The organism is Agromyces sp. GXQ0307 (genome assembly GCF_044769845.1).
Lineage (GTDB): Bacteria > Actinomycetota > Actinomycetes > Actinomycetales > Microbacteriaceae > Agromyces.
On sequence record NZ_JBIZVY010000001.1, the window covers coordinates 1,035,329 to 1,052,647 of the forward strand.

At 71.5% G+C, this 17,319-nt stretch carries 15 protein-coding genes; 6 read left to right on the forward strand and 9 right to left on the reverse strand.

Annotated features, from left to right (window positions below; translation table 11 throughout):
* Positions 1-11 precede the first annotated feature (11 nt).
* Both ACIQH8_RS04775 and ACIQH8_RS04780 read right to left on the reverse strand, forming a co-directional pair.
* Positions 12-659, reverse strand: coding sequence for a GNAT family N-acetyltransferase (locus ACIQH8_RS04775; protein WP_400995396.1), 648 nt, complete (start codon positions 657-659; stop codon positions 12-14).
* Positions 660-698: 39 nt separating this feature from the next.
* Positions 699-1,166: a hypothetical protein gene (locus ACIQH8_RS04780; RefSeq protein WP_400995399.1), complete on the reverse strand. Its 468-nt coding sequence runs from the start codon at positions 1,164-1,166 to the stop codon at positions 699-701.
* Between the two features lie 279 nt (positions 1,167-1,445).
* Here ACIQH8_RS04780 and ACIQH8_RS04785 point away from each other — a divergent pair, with 279 nt between their 5' ends.
* Positions 1,446-2,963 (forward strand): helix-turn-helix domain-containing protein, encoded by a 1,518-nt coding sequence (locus ACIQH8_RS04785; protein ID WP_400995401.1) that lies wholly within the window; start codon positions 1,446-1,448, stop codon positions 2,961-2,963.
* A 27-nt stretch (positions 2,964-2,990) separates the two neighbouring features.
* Here the strand turns inward: ACIQH8_RS04785 and ACIQH8_RS04790 are convergent, their stop codons facing one another.
* Positions 2,991-3,797 (reverse strand): glycoside hydrolase family 16 protein, encoded by an 807-nt coding sequence (locus ACIQH8_RS04790; RefSeq protein WP_400995403.1) that lies wholly within the window; start codon positions 3,795-3,797, stop codon positions 2,991-2,993.
* A 164-nt stretch (positions 3,798-3,961) separates the two neighbouring features.
* Between ACIQH8_RS04790 and ACIQH8_RS04795 the strand changes: the two genes are divergently transcribed.
* Both ACIQH8_RS04795 and ACIQH8_RS04800 read left to right on the forward strand, forming a co-directional pair.
* Positions 3,962-5,410, forward strand: coding sequence for an NAD(P)/FAD-dependent oxidoreductase (locus tag ACIQH8_RS04795; RefSeq protein ID WP_400995405.1), 1,449 nt, complete (start codon positions 3,962-3,964; stop codon positions 5,408-5,410).
* The gene (locus tag ACIQH8_RS04800; protein ID WP_400995407.1) at positions 5,407-5,784 is read left to right on the forward strand and encodes a cupin domain-containing protein; all 378 of its coding nucleotides are present in this window, start codon (positions 5,407-5,409) and stop codon (positions 5,782-5,784) included. The genes ACIQH8_RS04795 and ACIQH8_RS04800 overlap by 4 nt, the downstream gene beginning before the upstream one ends.
* A 61-nt stretch (positions 5,785-5,845) precedes the next feature.
* On the opposite strand, the gene ACIQH8_RS04805 is transcribed toward ACIQH8_RS04800, so the two are convergent.
* Positions 5,846-6,439 (reverse strand): TetR/AcrR family transcriptional regulator, encoded by a 594-nt coding sequence (locus tag ACIQH8_RS04805; protein ID WP_400995409.1) that lies wholly within the window; start codon positions 6,437-6,439, stop codon positions 5,846-5,848.
* 17 nt (positions 6,440-6,456) lie between these two features.
* Positions 6,457-7,941: an APC family permease gene (locus ACIQH8_RS04810; protein ID WP_400995411.1), complete on the reverse strand. Its 1,485-nt coding sequence runs from the start codon at positions 7,939-7,941 to the stop codon at positions 6,457-6,459.
* A gap of 143 nt (positions 7,942-8,084) precedes the next feature.
* Between ACIQH8_RS04810 and ACIQH8_RS04815 the strand changes: the two genes are divergently transcribed.
* Positions 8,085-9,245 carry a P1 family peptidase gene (locus tag ACIQH8_RS04815; RefSeq protein WP_400995413.1) on the forward strand — a complete coding sequence of 387 codons (1,161 nt, stop codon included), beginning with the start codon at positions 8,085-8,087 and terminating at the stop codon, positions 9,243-9,245.
* A gap of 46 nt (positions 9,246-9,291) precedes the next feature.
* Here the strand turns inward: ACIQH8_RS04815 and ACIQH8_RS04820 are convergent, their stop codons facing one another.
* The 4 genes from ACIQH8_RS04820 to ACIQH8_RS04835 all read right to left on the reverse strand — a co-directional run bounded on the left by ACIQH8_RS04820 (position 9,292) and on the right by ACIQH8_RS04835 (position 14,059).
* On the reverse strand, positions 9,292-10,974 hold the full coding sequence (locus ACIQH8_RS04820) for an alkaline phosphatase D family protein (RefSeq protein WP_400995415.1): 1,683 nt from the start codon (positions 10,972-10,974) through the stop codon (positions 9,292-9,294).
* Positions 10,975-11,036: 62 nt separating this feature from the next.
* On the reverse strand, positions 11,037-11,747 hold the full coding sequence (locus ACIQH8_RS04825; protein WP_400995418.1) for a winged helix-turn-helix transcriptional regulator: 711 nt from the start codon (positions 11,745-11,747) through the stop codon (positions 11,037-11,039).
* Between the two features lie 25 nt (positions 11,748-11,772).
* Positions 11,773-12,231, reverse strand: a complete 459-nt coding sequence (locus ACIQH8_RS04830) for a VOC family protein (protein WP_400995420.1) — start codon at positions 12,229-12,231, stop codon at positions 11,773-11,775.
* A gap of 106 nt (positions 12,232-12,337) precedes the next feature.
* Complete coding sequence (locus ACIQH8_RS04835) at positions 12,338-14,059, reverse strand: PucR family transcriptional regulator ligand-binding domain-containing protein (protein ID WP_400995422.1); 1,722 nt, start codon at positions 14,057-14,059, stop codon at positions 12,338-12,340.
* A 149-nt stretch (positions 14,060-14,208) separates the two neighbouring features.
* Between ACIQH8_RS04835 and ACIQH8_RS04840 the strand changes: the two genes are divergently transcribed.
* On the forward strand, positions 14,209-15,759 hold the full coding sequence (locus ACIQH8_RS04840) for a CoA-acylating methylmalonate-semialdehyde dehydrogenase (RefSeq protein WP_400995425.1): 1,551 nt from the start codon (positions 14,209-14,211) through the stop codon (positions 15,757-15,759).
* A gap of 108 nt (positions 15,760-15,867) precedes the next feature.
* Positions 15,868-17,301, forward strand: a complete 1,434-nt coding sequence (locus tag ACIQH8_RS04845) for an aspartate aminotransferase family protein (protein WP_400995428.1) — start codon at positions 15,868-15,870, stop codon at positions 17,299-17,301.
* Positions 17,302-17,319: the final 18 nt, after the last annotated feature.

The window sequence follows — 17,319 nt, forward strand, 5'->3', positions numbered from 1 at the left end:
GTGCTCCCGGCTCAGGCCCCGAGTTGCGCCCGGACCGCGTCGTCGAACCCGGCGACCTCGAGACTCCACTCGGGCCTGATGAACGCGTCGCGTTCGAGCCGCAGCAGTACCTCGCGCTCGACGTGATCCGCGCGGGAGACGACGCGCCGCTCGCCGTTCTCGACGTAACCGAGGTGCCGCGAGACGCCGAGCGAGCGATCGTTCCAGTCGATCGCCCCCGACTCGGCGGCCTCGGCGCCGAGGTGGTCGAAGCAGAACGCGAGTACGGCGGCGCGCATCTCGATGCCGAGGCCGATTCCTTGGCGTGACGCGGTCAGCCACGACCCCGTCGACACGGTGCGGAGCACTGCGAACCGCGTCGCGCGCACGTCTTGGACGCCGATCGGACGACCGTCCTCGATCACCGCGAAGAGCAGCGTCCAGCCGTCCGGGGTCGTGCCGACGCGCTCGCGCCAGACGTGCCGGGCGAGCTCACGACCGATCACGTCCGGTGCCTGGTCCGTCCATGGGAACGCGAACGGCATGACCGCGGGGTCGTGGATGCCGCCGAGCGCCGCGTCCGTGAGCCCGACGAGGTCGTCGTCGCGCACGGGGCGGAGTTCGAGCCGGGGCGTGCGCAGGGTGAGGCCGAAGGCCGGCCAGACGTCTACCAGGTCCATGGCATGACCATAGCCATGCCAGAAGGGACCGCAGCGACCTCAGCCCCCGCAGGCCGACTGGAGCTCGCCGACCGCCGAGGCGAACGTGCTGAGTCCGGCCTGCAGGGTGGCCGGGTCAGCGGTCGCCGGATCCTGTGCCGCGGCGCGGGCCTGGTCGAAGAACGACGTCGCCGCGTCCGCAGCGTCCTCAGCCGACGGCCGGAGTTCCGGGTTCGTGACTGCGCTGGTCGCTGCGACGATCGCGGACTCGACCTCGTCCATCGTGGCGATCGCCGCCTCGGGATCGTTGACGAGGTCGCTCTGGAGGGCAGTCCCGTCCACGATGGAGAGCCCGTCGAGACCGCCGCGGAGTTCCGTGCAGGCCTCTTCGACCGTCTGGTCGGAGCCGGCCGATGCTCCGTCCGATTCGTCCGAGGCCGACCCACCGCCGGCACCGGTGGTGCAGCCAGCGAGCAGGAGCATTGCGATCGCCGGGACGGCGAGCGCGGTCTGGGCGCGCAGGGTCATGTTCGGGTCCTCCGTTCGAGTCCGCGGCGGCGGACCGGAACAGCCTGCCACGACCCGATCGGGAGATGCGAAGGCTCCCAGCAAGTTCGCCGGTGCACCGGTCACGCGAGACCGATCGGCGTACGTCTGCACAGACTGGCTTCCATCAGCAGAATTCACGGCGTTCTTCAGTGCCGGTTGAGCCCGAGGGGGAGGCGGAACGGGGTGATGATTCTGCCGACGCAGAACTTCGAGGAGAGTTCGGTTTGCAGCATCCGGGCCCGCGTGTGAGCATGAGGCATGGTCACCGCCGATCGAGTCCGCCCCGCAGCCGTCCTCGCGGCATCCACCGGTTTCACGGTGCCGTCGCCCGACGTCGCGCCCGACGAGGTCGACGCCCTCACGCTCGGCCGCCGCATCCGCGAGCGCCGTCTGAGCGCCGGCATGACCCTCGGGCAGCTCGCCACGGCGATCGACCGGGCGCCGTCGCAGGTGAGCGCCATCGAGAACGGCAAGCGCGAGCCGCGGCTGTCGATGCTCCGGACCATCGCCCTCGCGCTCGGCACGACCGCCGACGAACTGCTGCGACCGGATGCCCCCTCCGAGCGGGCGGCACTCGAGATCGCCGTCGAGCGTGCACAGCGAGGCCCGGTGTTCTCCGCACTCGGCCTCGAGCCGTTCCGCGTGGCGAAGACCATGAGCGACCAGACCCTGGGGACGATCCTCGCGCTGCACAACGAGATCGACCGACTGCACCGCGAGCGGGCGGCGACGCCGGAGGAGGCCCGTCGGGCGAACGCGCAGCTGCGCGCCGAGATGCGGGCTCGCGACAACTTCTACCCCGAGCTCGAGGCCAAGGCCGCCGAGCTCCTCGAGGCCGTCGGCCACGCGGGCGGCCCGGTCTCGCACCAGCTCGTCGCCGACATGGCGAGCCACCTCGGCTACTCGCTGCACTACGTCGGCGACCTGCCGCACTCGACGCGCTCGGTGACCGACAAGCGCAACGGACGCATCTACCTGCCGACCCAGCAGTCGCCCTCGCGCGACTCCCGCTCGCCGATCCTGCAGGCGCTCGCGAGTCACCTGCTCGGCCACGAGGAGCCGGGCAACTACGGCGACTTCCTCCGTCAGCGCATCGAGACGAACTACCTGACGGCCGCGATCCTGCTGCCCGAGCAGGCGGCCGTCCGCTACCTGACGGAGGCGAAGAACCTCCGCCGCATCTCGATGGAGGAGCTCCGCGACCACTTCGCGGTCTCGTACGAGACGGCCGCGCACCGGTTCACGAACCTGGCGACGGCTCGCCTCGACATCCCGGTGCACTTCATGAAGGTGCACGAGTCGGGCACCATCATCAAGGCGTACGAGAACGACTCGGTGCGTTTCCCGTCCGACGCGCTGGGCGCGGTCGAGGGGACGACCGTGTGCCGCAACTGGACGGCCCGCACGGTGTTCGACGTCGAGGACCGCTTCAGCCCGTGGTACCAGTACACCGATACGACGTCGGGCACGTTCTGGTGCACGTCGCGGATCGAGAAGGCCAAGGAGGGCGAGTACTCGGTCTCGGTGGGCGTGCCGTTCGAGCATGTGAAGTGGTTCCGCGGCCGAGAGACACCGCATCGTGCGGTGTCGCGCTGCCCCGACGAGTCGTGCTGCCGACGCGCCCCCGACGAGCTGGCTGGCAAGTGGGCGGATGCCTCGTGGCCGGCGGCGCGAACCCCGACCTCGCTGCTCGCCGCCCTCCCGACGGGCACCTTCCCGGGCGTGGACCAGACCGAGGTGTACCAGTTCCTCGAGGCGCACGCACCCCGCGCCTGACCGCGCTCTCGCCGACCGGGGCGGGGCTCAGCCCGCCCGGTACCCCCGCACCGCGTGCACCGCGAACGACTCCGGGTAGTCGGCGACCGCGGGCGGCTCGGGCGGGAAGGCGTAGACGTTCAGCATGAGCTGCATCGGGTACTGCGGCGACTGCGGAACTCGCTTGCGCACGAGTCCGTCGATCGAGAACACGACCTCGTCGGGCCGCCAGTCGACGGCGTAGCGGTGCGGCTCGCGCACGTCGTCGTGCATGCGCACCTGCTCGAAGTCGTCGGTGATGGCCGGGTCGTCGAACGGGTGCACGCCCATGCCGACGAGCGCGCTGCCGTCGGCGGCGATGTCGCGGCCGAAGATCTCGAACACGCAGATCTCGGCCGACTGCGACGGCTCCTCCTCGAGCCCGATCATCCAGAGGGCGGCCATCGCGTGCTCGTCGATGCCGTCGATCGCGGCGACGATCTCGATGCGACCGAAGCGCGGGGTGAACAACCGCAGGTCGCCCTGCGCCTCGCGCACCACGAGGTCGTCTCGGAAGGGGTGCTGTCCCGTCACCGAGCCGACGGGGCCCGACCGCACCGCGGTCTGCAGGTTCGACACCTGCGTCGCTCCGTCGTACTCGACCGACCACGCCGGCTGGTCGGCGTCGACGCGCAGCCGCAGCACGCCGTCGGCCACGTCGTACCGGGCGCGCGTGCGTTCTCGGCTCGACCACTGCGGGAGGTAGTGCGGGATCCACTGCTCGAGGTCGAGCTCGGGACCGGAGAGATCGGCGTCGAACTCGAGCAGGTCGGGGGCTGGCGGCGGCACGGGAGGAGCGGGCGGCACTGCGGGCATGCGATCGATCCTGCCCCGCCCCGCCGACACGAGGGTCCTTCATCCACAGCCGCGCTGCACAGGTCGTCCGGCCGCGCCTCGCCATCCTCACGACCTGTCTATTGTCCAGTTGTGCAATATAGGGCAGGATGGAGGCACCAGACCGACTTGGAGTGATCCCGACCATGGGAACGACCGTCTTCGAACGCCGCCGCCCCGCGGCATCCGTCATCGACCGCAGCCTCGCCGACACGCAGCACCGCGTGTTCTGGCTCGACGACCTCGCCGACGAGGCGCAGCCCGCGCGCCCGCGACTCGCAGGCACGACCGTCGCCGACCTCGCGGTCGTCGGCGGAGGCTACACGGGCCTCTGGACGGCCGTGCTCGCCAAGCGGGCGAACCCCGACCTGCACGTCGTGCTCCTGGAGGCGAAGCGCATCGGCTGGGCGGCGTCCGGCCGGAACGGCGGCTTCTGCGAGTCCAGCCTCACGCACGGCCGCGAGAACGGCGTCAGCCGCTGGCCCGGCGAGATCGACGAGCTCGACCGGCTCGGGCTCGCGAACCTCGACGCGATCGAGGCGGCCGAAGCCGAGTACGGCATGGACTTCGAGTTCGAGCGGAACGGCTCGCTCGACGTCGCGATCGAACCGCACCAGGTCGAGTGGCTGCACGAGATGGCCGCGGATGCCGCGGCACGCGGCGACGACACCGTGAGACTGCTCGACGAGCACCAGGTGCGCCAGGAGATCGACTCCCCCACCTACCTCGGCGCCGTCTGGAACACGCGCACCAGCGCCATCCTGCACCCGGCGAAGCTCGCGGCCGAGCTCGCGCGCGTCGCGGAGGAGGCCGGCGTCGAGATCTTCGAGCAGTCGCCCGTGACCCGCCTCGACACCCCCGGGTCGACCGGCGCGGTGCAGCTCGTCACCGAGCACGGCCGCGTCGACGCCACCCGCGCGGTGCTCGCGACGAACGTCTTCCCGTCGCTGCTGAAGCGCAACCGGCTGATGACCGTGCCCGTCTACGACTACGTGCTCATGACCGAGCCGCTGACCGACGAGCAGCGCGCCTCGATCGGCTGGGCGAACCGCCAGGGCGTCGGCGACATGGCGAACCAGTTCCACTACTCGCGGATGACCCGCGACGGCCGCATCCTCTACGGCGGCTACGACGCGGTGTACCACTTCGGCGGCCGCATCCGGGAGGGCTACGAGGACCGCCCCGAGAGCTACGAGAAGCTCGCGAGCCACTTCTTCACGACCTACCCGCAGCTCGAGGGCCTGCGCTTCACGCACCGCTGGGCCGGCGCGATCGACACGTCGACGCAGTTCACGGCCTTCACGGGCCTCGCACGCGACGGCCGCGTCGCCTACGCGTCGGGCTTCACCGGGCTCGGCGTCGCCTCGACGCGGTTCATGGCCGAGACCATGCTCGACCTGCTGGCCGGCCGCGACACCGAGCGCACGCGCCTGAAGATGGTGAAGACGCGACCGCTGCCCTTCCCGCCCGAGCCCGCGGCATCCCTCGGGATCAACGCCACGCGCTGGTCCCTCGATCGCGCCGACCACCACGGAGGACGACGCAACGTGCTGCTGAAGACCCTCGACGCCCTCGGCCTGGGGTTCGACTCGTGAGCGCCGACGCGATCGCGCGCCTCGCCGCAGGTGCGGTGACGGATGCCGCGGGGCTCGAGCTCGCGCACGAGCCCGTGCCCGCCGACCAGGTCGTGGCCGGATCGCCGTCGACCGGGTACACCCCGCTCGACGAGCCGGCCGACGGTGCTCGCGCCGGCGAACTCGGCGTCTGGGAGATGACACCCGGTGCCATGCGCGACGTCGAGGTCGACGAGGTGTTCCTCGTGATCGCCGGCCGCGCGACCGTCGAGTTCGTCGAGCCCGCACTGCCGTCGATCGAGCTGCGGCCCGGGTCGATCGTGCGGCTCGACGCCGGCATGTCGACGGTCTGGACCGTGACCGAGACGCTGCGCAAGCTCTTCATCGCACGCTGAGGCGGGTGACCGCCCGGCGACGCCGGAGGGGGTCCGAACCTCGAACACGGCGGAGGTCCGGTCAGAGCTCGCAGTCGAGCGCGATCGCGGCGAAGTCGAGCACGGCGCGCCGGCACTCCGCGCGGTCGAGCCCGAGGCCGAGCAGCGGGTACAGGTCGTAGGAGTCCTCGAGCGCGACGAGGTTCCGTGCGATGGCGGCGACCGGCATGCGGGGCCGGAATGCGCCGACGCCCGCGCCGATCTCGAGCGTGGTGCGGTAGAGCATGACCTGGCGCTCGACGATCGACCGGTGGAGCGGACGGAGCTGCGGCCGCTCCGGGAGCAGCGCGATGCTCTCGTAGAGGATCCGCAGGTCGTCGCTGATCTCGTCGGGGATTCCGGCCTCGATCATCGCCCGGAGGCGATCGACCGGATCGGCGACCTCCTCGGCGATGCGACGACGGCGCTCGTAGAACTCCTCGAGCACGCCTTCGACGGCCGCGGCGATCAGGTCGTCGAAGGTCGGGAAGTAGTACAGGACGCTCCCGGCGCTGACCTCCGCCTCGGCGGCGACCGTGCGCACGTTGGCCTGCAGGATCCCGCGCTCGCCGGCGACGCGGCGCAGCGCCGCGACGAGTGCGTCGCGACGCTGCGCCTGCCGGGTGGACTGCTTCACGTGCGTCCTTCCTCGCGTCACTCGGCGTCGATCGGCTCCGCCAGTCGCCGGTAGTGCGCCGGGTCGCGACGCCTGATCGCCAATCCCCACACGATACCGGCGATGAACAGGATCGGAGTCGGGAGGATGAGGACCAGGTTCGTGACGGGATCGAGCCCGGTGACGAACTCGAAGTTGAGCACGATCAGCAGGAAGCCGGTGATGAGCCCGGCTGCGCCGAGCACCGGCGCGATGACGACCCGGAACAGACCGTGGCCGCGTCGGTCGCGTGCGAAGAAGCCGATGACCGAGATCGCCGCGACGGACTGCGCGAAGACGAGGCCGGCGACGCCCGTCCCGTACGACCAGATCCCGAGCTGCAGGATCGGATCGGCGCCGGTCGCCCATCCGATCAGGATCGCGACGACCGCGAGCGCCGCGATCGCCGTGCTGGCCACGTGCGGCGCCCGGCTCGTGGGATGCGTCCGCGCGAGCGGTGCCGGCAGCAGTCCCTCGCGGGACAGCGAGAACAGGTAGCGGCTCGAGGCGTTGTGGAAGGCCAGCAGGCACGCGAAGAAGCTCGTGACGACGAGCACCTGGAGCGCGGTCGCCGCCCATGCGCCGAGGTACTGGTCGCCCGCGATGAAGACGGTCTCGGTGAAGGCGTCGGTCGCGACGAGATCGAGCACGCCCTCGACGCCGAACGCGACGGTGATCACCCAGAAGGTGAACGCGTAGAACACGGCGAGGAATCCGACGGCGACATAGGTGGCGATGGGCACGGTGCGCGCCGGGTCCTTCGCCTCCTCCGAGTAGATCGCGGTGCCCTCGAACCCGATGTAGGCCCCGAACCCGGTGACGAACAGCGCGGCGACGCCCGGCGCGAACAGGACGTGCTCGGGCGCGAACGGCGCGGCGCTCCACGGTTCGGGTCCGCCGTTCAGGAGCACGCCGATCGAGAGCACGAGCAGGATGCCGACCTCGGCCGTGAGCAGGACGGCGAGCACCTTCGCGCCGACGTCGACCTTCCGGTACCCCAGGAACGCGACGAGACCGGCCGCCGCGAGCGACCAGATCGGCCACGGCACGTCGATCCCGAAGAGGCTCGTGAAGGTGAGCGCGGCGAAGAACCCGAGGAAGCCGTAGAAGCTGATCGACAGGGCGATGTAGGCGAAGACGGTCACGAGCGCCGTGCCGATCCCGGCCGGCTTGCCGATCCCCTTGGACGCGTAGGCGTAGAACGCCCCGGTGTTCCGGACGTGGCGGGACATCGCCGTGAACCCGACGGCGAACAGGATCAGGACGATACCGCAGATCAGGATGGCGCCGGCGGCGCCGATCCCGCCGAGCCGCAGGGTCGTCGGTGCCGCGCTCGCGACGACCGTCAGCGGCGCTGCGGCCGAGACCACGAAGAAGACGATGTCCCATACGCGGAGCCGGCCTCCGGCGAGCCTGCCCGCGGCGTTCGCGTCCGGCGGTGTCGGCGGATCGACCACGGTCGAATCGGGGAAGTGCTGCGTCATTGCCACGTCTCCTCACGTGCCTCGCTGGTGCTCGAGAAAGAACCTGAACACGCATTCAGATTCCTGTCGACGCTCGATGTCAAGAGTGTTAGATTCGAAAGCGCAAGATTCTGAACGATTGTTCGAACTCCCGGGAGTCGATGATGACCGCTGCCCCGCACACCCGCGCCCGAGACCTCGGCGTGCCCTTCGACGGCACTCCGGGCGCATGGAACGCGATCACCGACGTCCCCGGCGTCGAGGTCGGCTACGCCACCCTCATCGCGGGCGAGCCGGGCGACGCGCACGTCGCCCGCACCGGGGTGACGGCCATCCTGCCCCGCGGGCGCGACGGCGCCGGGGTCCCGTGCGCCGCCGGCATCCACTCGCTGAACGGCAACGGCGAGCTCACGGGTCGCAGCTGGATCGAGGAGGCCGGTTCGCTGACCCTGCCGATCGGCATCACGAACAGCCACGCGGTCGGCGCCGTGCACACCGGCATCGATCGGTGGGCGCACGAGACGCACCCGGGGCTCGCGGCGGAGTGGATGCTCCCGGTCGTCGGCGAGACCTGGGACGGCTACCTCAACCAGATCAACGCGGACCACGTGCGTCCGGAGCACGCCATCCTCGCGATCGAGTCGGCCGCGAGCGGCCCGGTCGCCGAGGGCAACGTCGGCGGCGGCACCGGCATGAACTGCTACGGCTTCAAGGGCGGCTCGGGAACCGCCTCGCGCATCGTCCCGTTCGGCGACGAGACGCACACGGTCGGCGTGTTCCTCCAGGCGAACTTCGGCAGCCGTCACGAGCTGCGCCTCGCGGGCGTGCCGCTCGGCCGCGACACGGCGGCGCCGAACCCGTTCGAGGACCTCGAGTGGTTCGTCCGAGACGGCGAACGGGCGCGCGTGCGCGCCGGGTCCGGCAGCGTCATCGGCATCGTCGTGACCGACGCCCCGCTGCTGCCCGGCCAGTGCGAGGCGCTCGCACGGCGCGTGCCACTCGGCCTCGCGCGCACCGGCACCAGCGGCAGCCACTTCTCGGGCGACATCTTCCTCGCCTGCTCCACCGGCAACGCCCGCTCGTTCACCTCGAACATCCCGACCGCCGACCTCGACGACGAGCCCTACGAGACCGCCCGCTACGTGCCGTGGGGCCGGATCGACCCCTACTTCGAGGCCGTGGTCCAGGCGACCGAGGAGGCCGTCGCCAACGCCCTCGTCGCCGCCCGCGACATGGTCGGGCGCGACGGCCACGCGAACGTCGCGCTCCCGCACGACGAGGTCCGCGCCGCGTTCGCCGGTCGCGCCCGCGAGTCCGCGGCCTGACCGTCGGCCGGGTGGGCGGGCGTCCCGGCGCGGGCCCGCGACCCCATCAGCCCGAGGTCACGCGCGCTCGCGGATCCGCCGGCACGCGTACGTCGGCGACCTGCTCGAGGTGCGGATGGTCCTGGTCGCCGTCGTCGACCACGCCCGTGTGCCACGACAGCCGGAGCCCGTCGGGCGCGTCGACCAGCAACGCGAGGTTGTTCGCGAACCACGGCCCCTTCACGGTGCTCCAGCGGAACGGCGCGTCGGGCACCTTGGCGGACCGGGCCGCGAGCCGCCCGATCGGCGTCGCCGCGCCGTACGACATCACGACCGAGAACCAGCGCATGACGCGCGGCAGCGGGTTGCGGATCGGCGAGCAGACCGCCTGCAGGATCCGGGCCCCCGGCACGTCGTCCCGGTCGACCTGGGCGAGGTAGGAGTAGTGCACGTCGCCCGCGAGGAACAGCACGTTCTGCGGGGCAGGCCCGCGCTCGCCCGCAGCGAGCTCCCGGACCATCCGCGCGACCTTCTGGAACGTGTCCTGCCAGGCGCCCCAGTGCTCGAGGTCGACGGCCTGGCGGAGCGCCTCGCCGATGCGCGCCGGCGTCCGGCCCCACGCTCCCTGCGAGATCGCCTCGTCCCACGCCTCGACGTTGTGCAGTCCCATCGGAAGGAGGAACGGGAGCGAGGTCGCGATGAGCACGTGCCGGAATCCCCCGGTCAGCTGCGCGTCGAACCAGGCCAGCTCGTCCGCGTCGAGCAGCCCCCTGGCGTCGGGATCGAGCTCGCGTGCCGCCCGTGAATCGACGACGACGAGGCGGATGTCGTCGTAGTCGCGCGTGTAGCTCCACCGCGTGCTCGTCGGCTCCCGGTCGCTCCGGTCTGCGAACGCGTCGACCTCGTCGGTCAGGTCGAGCTCGTCGTCGCCGTCGTGGCGGGCGATCCGCTGCCAGAGCTCGTCGTCGGCCCGCTCGTCGGGCGTGAGATTGCCGAGGTGCTGGTAGACCCAGTACGAGCCGAGCCCGGCCACGATGCGGCCGTGCCACCACGAGGTGGCCTCCATTTTCCGCTTCCAGTCGTGCGAGGCGTTCCAGTCGTCGCGCACGTCGTGGTCGTCGAAGATCATCGCGGTCGGCACCGTCGAGAGCAGCCAGCGGTTGGCCGGGTCCGACCACGCGAGCCGGTACAGGTGCGCGTACTCCTCGTAGTCCTTCAGTTCCTCGCCCGGCTCCTCGTCGATGTCGCGCCTGTTCCGAATGAACTCCTGCATCTCGTCCGAGGTGATGTCGGCGTAGACCTGGTCGCCGAGGAACATCATCAGGTCGGGCCGCTCCGCGTAGCCCTCGGCGAGCGCGAGCGCGAAGGTGCGCATGGCGTCGACACCGTGGGTGAGATTGCCCTCCAGGTCGTGGGGCACGCTCGTGCGGCATGATCCGTACGCCAGGCGCAGTCGCCTGCCCGGCTCCCAGGTCGCGATGACGGATGCCGGGTACTCCGAGTCGGCCTCGGGCCACGCCGGTTCGCCGTCGACGTCGACCTCGTAGGGCAGCACCGCACCGGGCTCGAGCCCGTCGAGCTCGACGAGCGCGTAGTGGTGGTCGTGGACCGCGAAGGTCCGCGCCTGCCAGGTCCGGCCGCCGGCGCGCACGCGCACGGTCGCGGCCTGATCGGTCTCGACCCAGACGGTCGCCGTGGTCTCGCCGACGTGACGCAGCATGGGTCCCAGGATGAGCGGGGTGGTCGCCATGCTGCGTTTCTACCGTGTCCGGCCGGGGAGCGTCACGGGGTTGCCACGCGAAGGCGGATCGTTCAGGCGACGGATGCCGCGGCGCCGCCGACCGCGTCCTCGGGAGGTCGGACGGGGTCGATGCGGAACGTGCGCGCGAAGCGCGCCACCGCGCCTGCGTCACCTGCGAGCACCGGCACGGTCGCGGCATCCGCTCGCCCGGCGATCAGGTCGCGCAGTTCCGACGGCTCGAGGGCGAACTCGACGCTCGAGCCCGCGGCATCCGCCCGGTCCGTCGGGCGCGGCTGCGGGACGGCGTCGGGTCCGATCGGCACGACCTCGAGGGCGCGACCATCGACGCTCGCCGCGACCGACGCGCGCCCGACGTGCAGCACGTACTCGGTCGCGGGCTCGTCGGCCGCGCTCTCCGCCCGGAATGCCGAGCGCAGCGCGATCGCGAGCCCCTCGTGGCTGAGCCGCTCCTCCTCGCCGGGATCGCCGAGCACCGACCACCCCCACCGCTCGAGCTCGACCACGACGGGTTCGAGCGCTCGACCGAGCGGCGTGAGCTCGTACCCGCCGCGCACGGTGGGCACGCGCCGCACGACGCCCGACTCCTGCAACTCGCGCAGCCGGTCGGCGAGGATGTTCGTCGGGATCCGCGGCAGGCTCGCCTTGAGGTCGCCGTACCGGCGCGGGCCGACGAGGAGGTCGCGAACGATGAGCAGCGCCCAACGCTCGCCGACCCGCTCGATGGCCCGTGCGACGCCGTCGTACTGTCCGAAGCCCCGCACGCGGGACGCCATGCGATCGGCCCGGTCAGGCCGACGGGGACGGTGCGCCCGCGCCCTGCTCGGCCATGAACGCCTCGGGCCCCTTCTCGACGGCCGCGGGGTGCATGAAGAAGTACTCGAGGATGTTGCCGTCGGGGTCCTCGATGTCGCGCGTGTACATGAAGCCGAGGTCGTTGGCCGGACGCGGCTCGGAGCCGCCCGCGGCGAGTCCCTTGCCCAGGAGCTCGTCGACGGCCTCGCGCGAGTCGCAGGTCAGGGCGATGAGCGCCTGGGCGTGGGTCTTCGGCTCGGTCACCTGCTTCTCGGTGAACGTCTGGAAGTACTCCCTGGTCAGCACCATGAAGTAGACGTTCTCGTCGAGGACGACGCACGCGGCGTTCTCGTCGCTGAACATCGGGTTGATGGTATAGCCGAGCGCGGTGTAGAACGCTTTCGACCGGTCGAGGTCGGCGGTCGGGATGTTCACGAAGATGCTGGTGGTCATGGTCTCCCCCTGTGAGGTCGGGTCGTGCCGGATGGCCGACATGGCAAGCTTGCTCTTTGCAAGTGCACTTGTCAAGAGCAAGTAGCGGATGGCGCGAGGCCGGTGCTCAGCGCACCCCGCTCCGCCGCACCAGCAGTGCGAGATGCAGCGCCGTGAGCGTCTCGCCGTCGTCGAGGTCGACGTCCAGCAGGTCGCCGATGAGCGCCAGCCGCTGGTAGAACACCGAGCGCGAGAGGTGGCTCGCCTGCGCCGCCGCGGTGCGATTGCCGGGGTGGGCGAGCATCGCCGCGAGCACGTCGAGCAGGTCGCCGCCACGCGCCAGGTCGTGCTCGATGAGCGGCGCGAGCATGCGCTCGCCGAGCTCCTGCAGACGGTGATCGTCGCGCAGCGCCGTCACGAGCTTCACGAGCGGACGATCCTGCGACCGACGGACGATCGGGCCGCGCGAGCCGCGCGGGATCGGCGTGCGCGACAGGTCGAACGCCTCCTGCACGGAGACGAGCAGGCCGTCGAGATCGCCGGCGCGGGCGCCGATCGCGAGCGCGACCCCCGCGGCATCCCCCACCGCGCCCTCACCGCGCGCGACGAGCTGCGCGGCGAACCGTCGCGCCGCGTCGTCGTCGAACCGGGTGCCGGACGGCAGCGACAGCAGCACGACGCGAGCGGATGCCGCCGAACCCGTGCCGACCGGCCGGCCGTCGAGCGCGCGCCCGCCGAGCCCGCGAGCCGCGGCATCCGCATCGCCCTCTGCACCCCGCCCCGTCACGACCACGCCGTACAGGTCGGCGCCCTGCACCGGCAGGCCCGCCGCCTCGAGGCGAGCGATCGCGCCGCCCGGTGCCGCGAACCGACCGCCGAGCAGGTGCTCGACGAGTCGCTGCCGCCCGATGCGGCCCCAGGTGTCGTCGTCGCCGTCGGCGAGCCGGCCGAGCGCGAGCGCGATCGCGCCCTGCTCGAGCACGCTCGTGCGACCGGCCGGGTGCGCCGGCCCGGGCAACGCGATGAGGTGCCCCCAGCGGATGCCGCGAGCCTCGACGGGCACGATGAGCCACGCGTCCGGATCCGCCGCGGTCGGGTTCGACGCCGCGCCGCGCCCTCCCGGCACGCCGCCCGGCGCCCAGCGCCGATGCGCGTCGCGCGAACGCAGCTGCCAGCCCGCGAGCACGTCCCCCTCCGACTCCGGCGGAAGATCGGCTGCGACGACCTCGTGCGAGAGGTTCTCGAGCAGCACGGGCGCGGCGAGGGTCTGCGCGAGCTGCTGCACGATGTAATCGGCCGGAGCGCCGCGCAGCGCGAGCGCCGTGAACCGCTCCCGCACCTCATCGCGCGCGTGCAGCGCCGCCGTCTGCTCTGAGATGATCCGGCGGTGCACCGCCTGGGTCAGCCCGACGAACTTGACCTCGCGGTGCAGGGCCGCGAGCGCCAGCCCGTGCTCGGCGGCGGCACGATGCACGACGGCCGGCACGTAGCGGTAGTGCGCGCCGAGTTCGAGGACGAGACCCGAGACGCCGACCCCGACCAGCCCGGCGATGAAGGCGCGGAGCTCCTCGGGTTCGGTCGGCCAGCCCGACCCGGTCGAGAGCAGGAGCTCGCCGCCGTCGAGGAGCCGGGCGACGCCGGCACTGTCGGAGACGTGCACCCAGCGCACGCGCGCGTCGAGCGCCGCGTCGCCCACCAGCACCTCCGGTACGCCCGCCGCGACCGCGTCGAGGGCGAGGATCTCGCGCACCGTCGGGAGGGCATCGTCGGGTGCGAACCCGTTCGCGGCACCCGCCGCCGCGACCGGACGATCCGTTCGATCTGGTTCGTCTTCGCGACGCTCTGGCATCCGCTCGGCCTCTCTGCCTCTGTAAGACTGGGGAAACGCCAGCTTAGACGACGCCGGTCGATCTGTCCGGTCCCGGCATCCGAGCGGCGATCACCACCCCGCGACGCGGTGCCGAGGCATCCGTCGCCACGACCCACCGAAGGAACGCCATGAGCCTCACCGAGACCGCCTCGTCGCCCGCCGCGACCACCGACGTGCCGCAGATCGGGCACTGGATCGACGGTGCGCTGCGTGCGTCCGCCTCGGGGCGCACCGCGCCCGTGTACAACCCCGCCACCGGCGCCGTGCAGGCCGAGGTCGCCCTCGCCGACCAGGCCGAGATCGACGAGGCCATCGCCTCCGCGGAGCGCGGCTACCGCCTGTGGAGCGGGTACTCGATCGCGAAGCGCCAGAGCGTCCTCTTCGCGTTCCGCGAGCTGCTGAACTCGCGCAAGGGCGAGCTGGCCGCGATCATCACGCGCGAGCACGGCAAGGTGCTCTCCGACGCGATGGGCGAGATCCTCCGCGGGCAGGAGGTCGTCGAGCTCGCGACCGGGTTCCCGCACCTGATCAAGGGCGCGTTCTCCGAGAACGCCTCGTCGGGCATCGACGTGTACTCGCTGAAGCAGCCCCTCGGCGTCGTCGGCGTGATCAGCCCCTTCAATTTCCCCGCGATGGTGCCGATGTGGTTCTTCCCCATCGCGATCGCCGCCGGCAACGCCGTCGTGCTCAAGCCCTCCGAGAAGGACCCGTCGGCCGCGCTGTGGCTCGCCGAGCTCTGGAAGGAGGCCGGCCTGCCCGACGGCGTGTTCACGGTGCTCCAGGGCGACAAGCTCGCCGTCGACGGCCTGCTCACCAGCCCGGTCGTGCAGTCGATCTCGTTCGTCGGCTCGACCCCGATCGCGCAGTACATCTACGAGACCGCGTCGAAGCACGGCAAGCGCGTCCAGGCCCTCGGCGGCGCGAAGAACCACATGCTGGTCCTGCCCGACGCCGACCTCGACCTCGTCGCCGACCAGGCCGTGAACGCCGGCTACGGCGCCGCCGGCGAGCGGTGCATGGCGATCTCGGTCGTCCTCGCCGTCGAGCCCGTCGCCGACGAGCTCATCGAGAAGATCCGCGAGCGCATCGGTCGGCTCCGCATCGGCAACGGCGCCGGCGTCGACGGGGTCGAACCCGACATGGGCCCGCTCATCACCGACGTGCACCGCGACAAGGTGTCCTCGTACGTCGACATCGCCGAGCAGGACGGCGCCACCGTCGTCGTCGACGGCCGCGGCTACGCGGTCGACGGCCACGAGGACGGCTTCTTCTTCGGCCCCACCCTGCTCGACCGGGTGCCCACCACGAGCCGCGCCTACACCGAGGAGATCTTCGGCCCGGTGCTCTCCGTCGTCCGGATCGCCTCGTACGACGAGGGGCTCGACCTCATCAACTCGGGGCAGTTCGGCAACGGCACCGCGATCTTCACCAACGACGGCGGCGCCGCCCGGCGGTTCCAGAACGAGGTGCAGGTCGGCATGATCGGCATCAACGTGCCGATCCCGGTCCCGGTCGCCTACCACTCCTTCGGCGGCTGGAAGCAGTCGCTGTTCGGCGACAGCAAGGCTTACGGCGTGCACGGCTTCGACTTCTTCACGCGCGAGAAGGCCGTGACCAGCCGCTGGCTCGACCCCGCCACCCACGGCGGCATCAACCTCGGCTTCCCGCAGAACCACTGACCTCTCCGGTGGTCGAGTAGCGGCGAAGCTGCGTACCGAGACCGCTCACCAGGTCTCGATACGGCGCTGGTGCGCCTACTCGACCACCGAACCCGAAAAGGACTTCGCATGACCGACACCCTCATCCCCGTCGAGACGACGGATGCCGCGGCCGCGGCCTCGTACGTCGACCGCCACGGCGCACTCCACACCCTCCCCGACGCGGCCGCCGAGGCGCAGGTGCGCGCCGACGACCGCGCCCACGTCTTCCACTCGTGGAGCGCGCAGGCGCTCATCGACCCGCTGCCCGTCGCCGCCGGCGAGGGCGCCACGTTCTGGGACTACCAGGGCAACGCCTACCTCGACTTCTCGTCGCAGCTGGTGAACCTCAACCTCGGCCACCAGCACCCCGACCTCGTCCGCGCCATCCAGGACCAGGCGGGTCGCCTCGCGACGATCCAGCCGTCGATGGCGTCCGATGTGCGCGGCGAGCTCGCCCGCCGAATCGCCGAGGTCGCGCCCGGTGACCTCGACAAGGTGTTCTTCGCCAACGGCGGCGCCGACGCCAACGAGTACGCGGTGCGGATGGCGCGTGCCGTGACCGGTCGCCGCAAGGTGCTGTCGATGTACCGCAGCTACCACGGCGGCACCGCGACGGCGATCTCGCTGACCGGCGATCCGCGCCGCTGGGCGAACGAGCCGAGCGACGGCTCGGTCGCGCACTTCTTCGGCCCGTACCCGTACCGCTCGTCGTTCAACGCCTCGAACGAGGCGGAGGAGACCGAGCGCGCGCTCGCGCACCTCGAGCAGGTCATCACGCTCGAGGGCGCGAACACGATCGCGGCGATCATCATCGAGACCGTGGTCGGCACCAACGGCGTGCTCGTGCCGCCGCCCGGCTACCTCGAGGGCGTGCGGGCGCTGACCGAGAAGTACGGCATCGTCTACATCGCCGACGAGGTCATGGTCGGCTTCGGCCGCGTGGGCGAGTGGTTCGCGGTGAACCACTTCGGCGTGACGCCCGACCTCATCACCTTCGCGAAGGGCGTCAACTCGGGCTACGCGCCGCTCGGCGGCGTCGTGATCTCCGAGCGCATCGCGTCGCACTTCGACACGGTCGCCTTCATGGGCGGGCTCACGTACTCGGGTCACCCGCTCGCCTGCGCCCCGGGCGTCGCGACCTTCGAGGTCTTCGAGCGCGACGGCATCCTCGAGCGCGTCCGCGACCTCGGCGACCGGGTCGTCGGTCCGCGCCTGCGCGAGATGGCCGAGCGCCACCCCTCCGTCGGCGATGTGCGCGGCCTCGGCCTCTTCTGGGCGATCGAGCTCGTGCGCGACCGCGAGACCCGCGAGCCGCTCGTGCCGTTCAACGCCTCCGGCGCGGATGCGGCGCCGATGGGCCGGGTCGCCGCGGCCTGCAAGCAGGCGGGACTCTGGCCGTTCATCCACTTCAACCGGATGCACGTGGCGCCGCCGCTCGTGATCGGCGAAGCCGATCTCGTGCGCGGGCTCGACATCATCGACGCGGCCCTCGACGTCGCCGACGCCGAGATCACGGGCTGACAGCACCCCCATCCAACC

Excerpts from the sequence above, each read along its gene's own strand:
- ACIQH8_RS04785 (WP_400995401.1), top strand. The coding sequence starts at position 1,446 with ATGGTCACCGCCGATCGAGTCCGCCCCGCAGCCGTCCTCGCGGCATCC.
- ACIQH8_RS04815 (WP_400995413.1), top strand. The coding sequence starts at position 8,085 with ATGACCGCTGCCCCGCACACCCGCGCCCGAGACCTCGGCGTGCCCTTC.
- ACIQH8_RS04775 (WP_400995396.1), bottom strand. The coding sequence starts at position 659 with ATGGACCTGGTAGACGTCTGGCCGGCCTTCGGCCTCACCCTGCGCACG.
- ACIQH8_RS04820 (WP_400995415.1), bottom strand. The coding sequence starts at position 10,974 with ATGGCGACCACCCCGCTCATCCTGGGACCCATGCTGCGTCACGTCGGC.
- ACIQH8_RS04790 (WP_400995403.1), bottom strand. The coding sequence starts at position 3,797 with ATGCCCGCAGTGCCGCCCGCTCCTCCCGTGCCGCCGCCAGCCCCCGAC.
- ACIQH8_RS04835 (WP_400995422.1), bottom strand. The coding sequence starts at position 14,059 with ATGCCAGAGCGTCGCGAAGACGAACCAGATCGAACGGATCGTCCGGTC.
- ACIQH8_RS04845 (WP_400995428.1), top strand. The coding sequence starts at position 15,868 with ATGACCGACACCCTCATCCCCGTCGAGACGACGGATGCCGCGGCCGCG.
- ACIQH8_RS04830 (WP_400995420.1), bottom strand. The coding sequence starts at position 12,231 with ATGACCACCAGCATCTTCGTGAACATCCCGACCGCCGACCTCGACCGG.
- ACIQH8_RS04840 (WP_400995425.1), top strand. The coding sequence starts at position 14,209 with ATGAGCCTCACCGAGACCGCCTCGTCGCCCGCCGCGACCACCGACGTG.
- ACIQH8_RS04780 (WP_400995399.1), bottom strand. The coding sequence starts at position 1,166 with ATGACCCTGCGCGCCCAGACCGCGCTCGCCGTCCCGGCGATCGCAATG.
- ACIQH8_RS04810 (WP_400995411.1), bottom strand. The coding sequence starts at position 7,941 with ATGACGCAGCACTTCCCCGATTCGACCGTGGTCGATCCGCCGACACCG.
- ACIQH8_RS04795 (WP_400995405.1), top strand. The coding sequence starts at position 3,962 with ATGGGAACGACCGTCTTCGAACGCCGCCGCCCCGCGGCATCCGTCATC.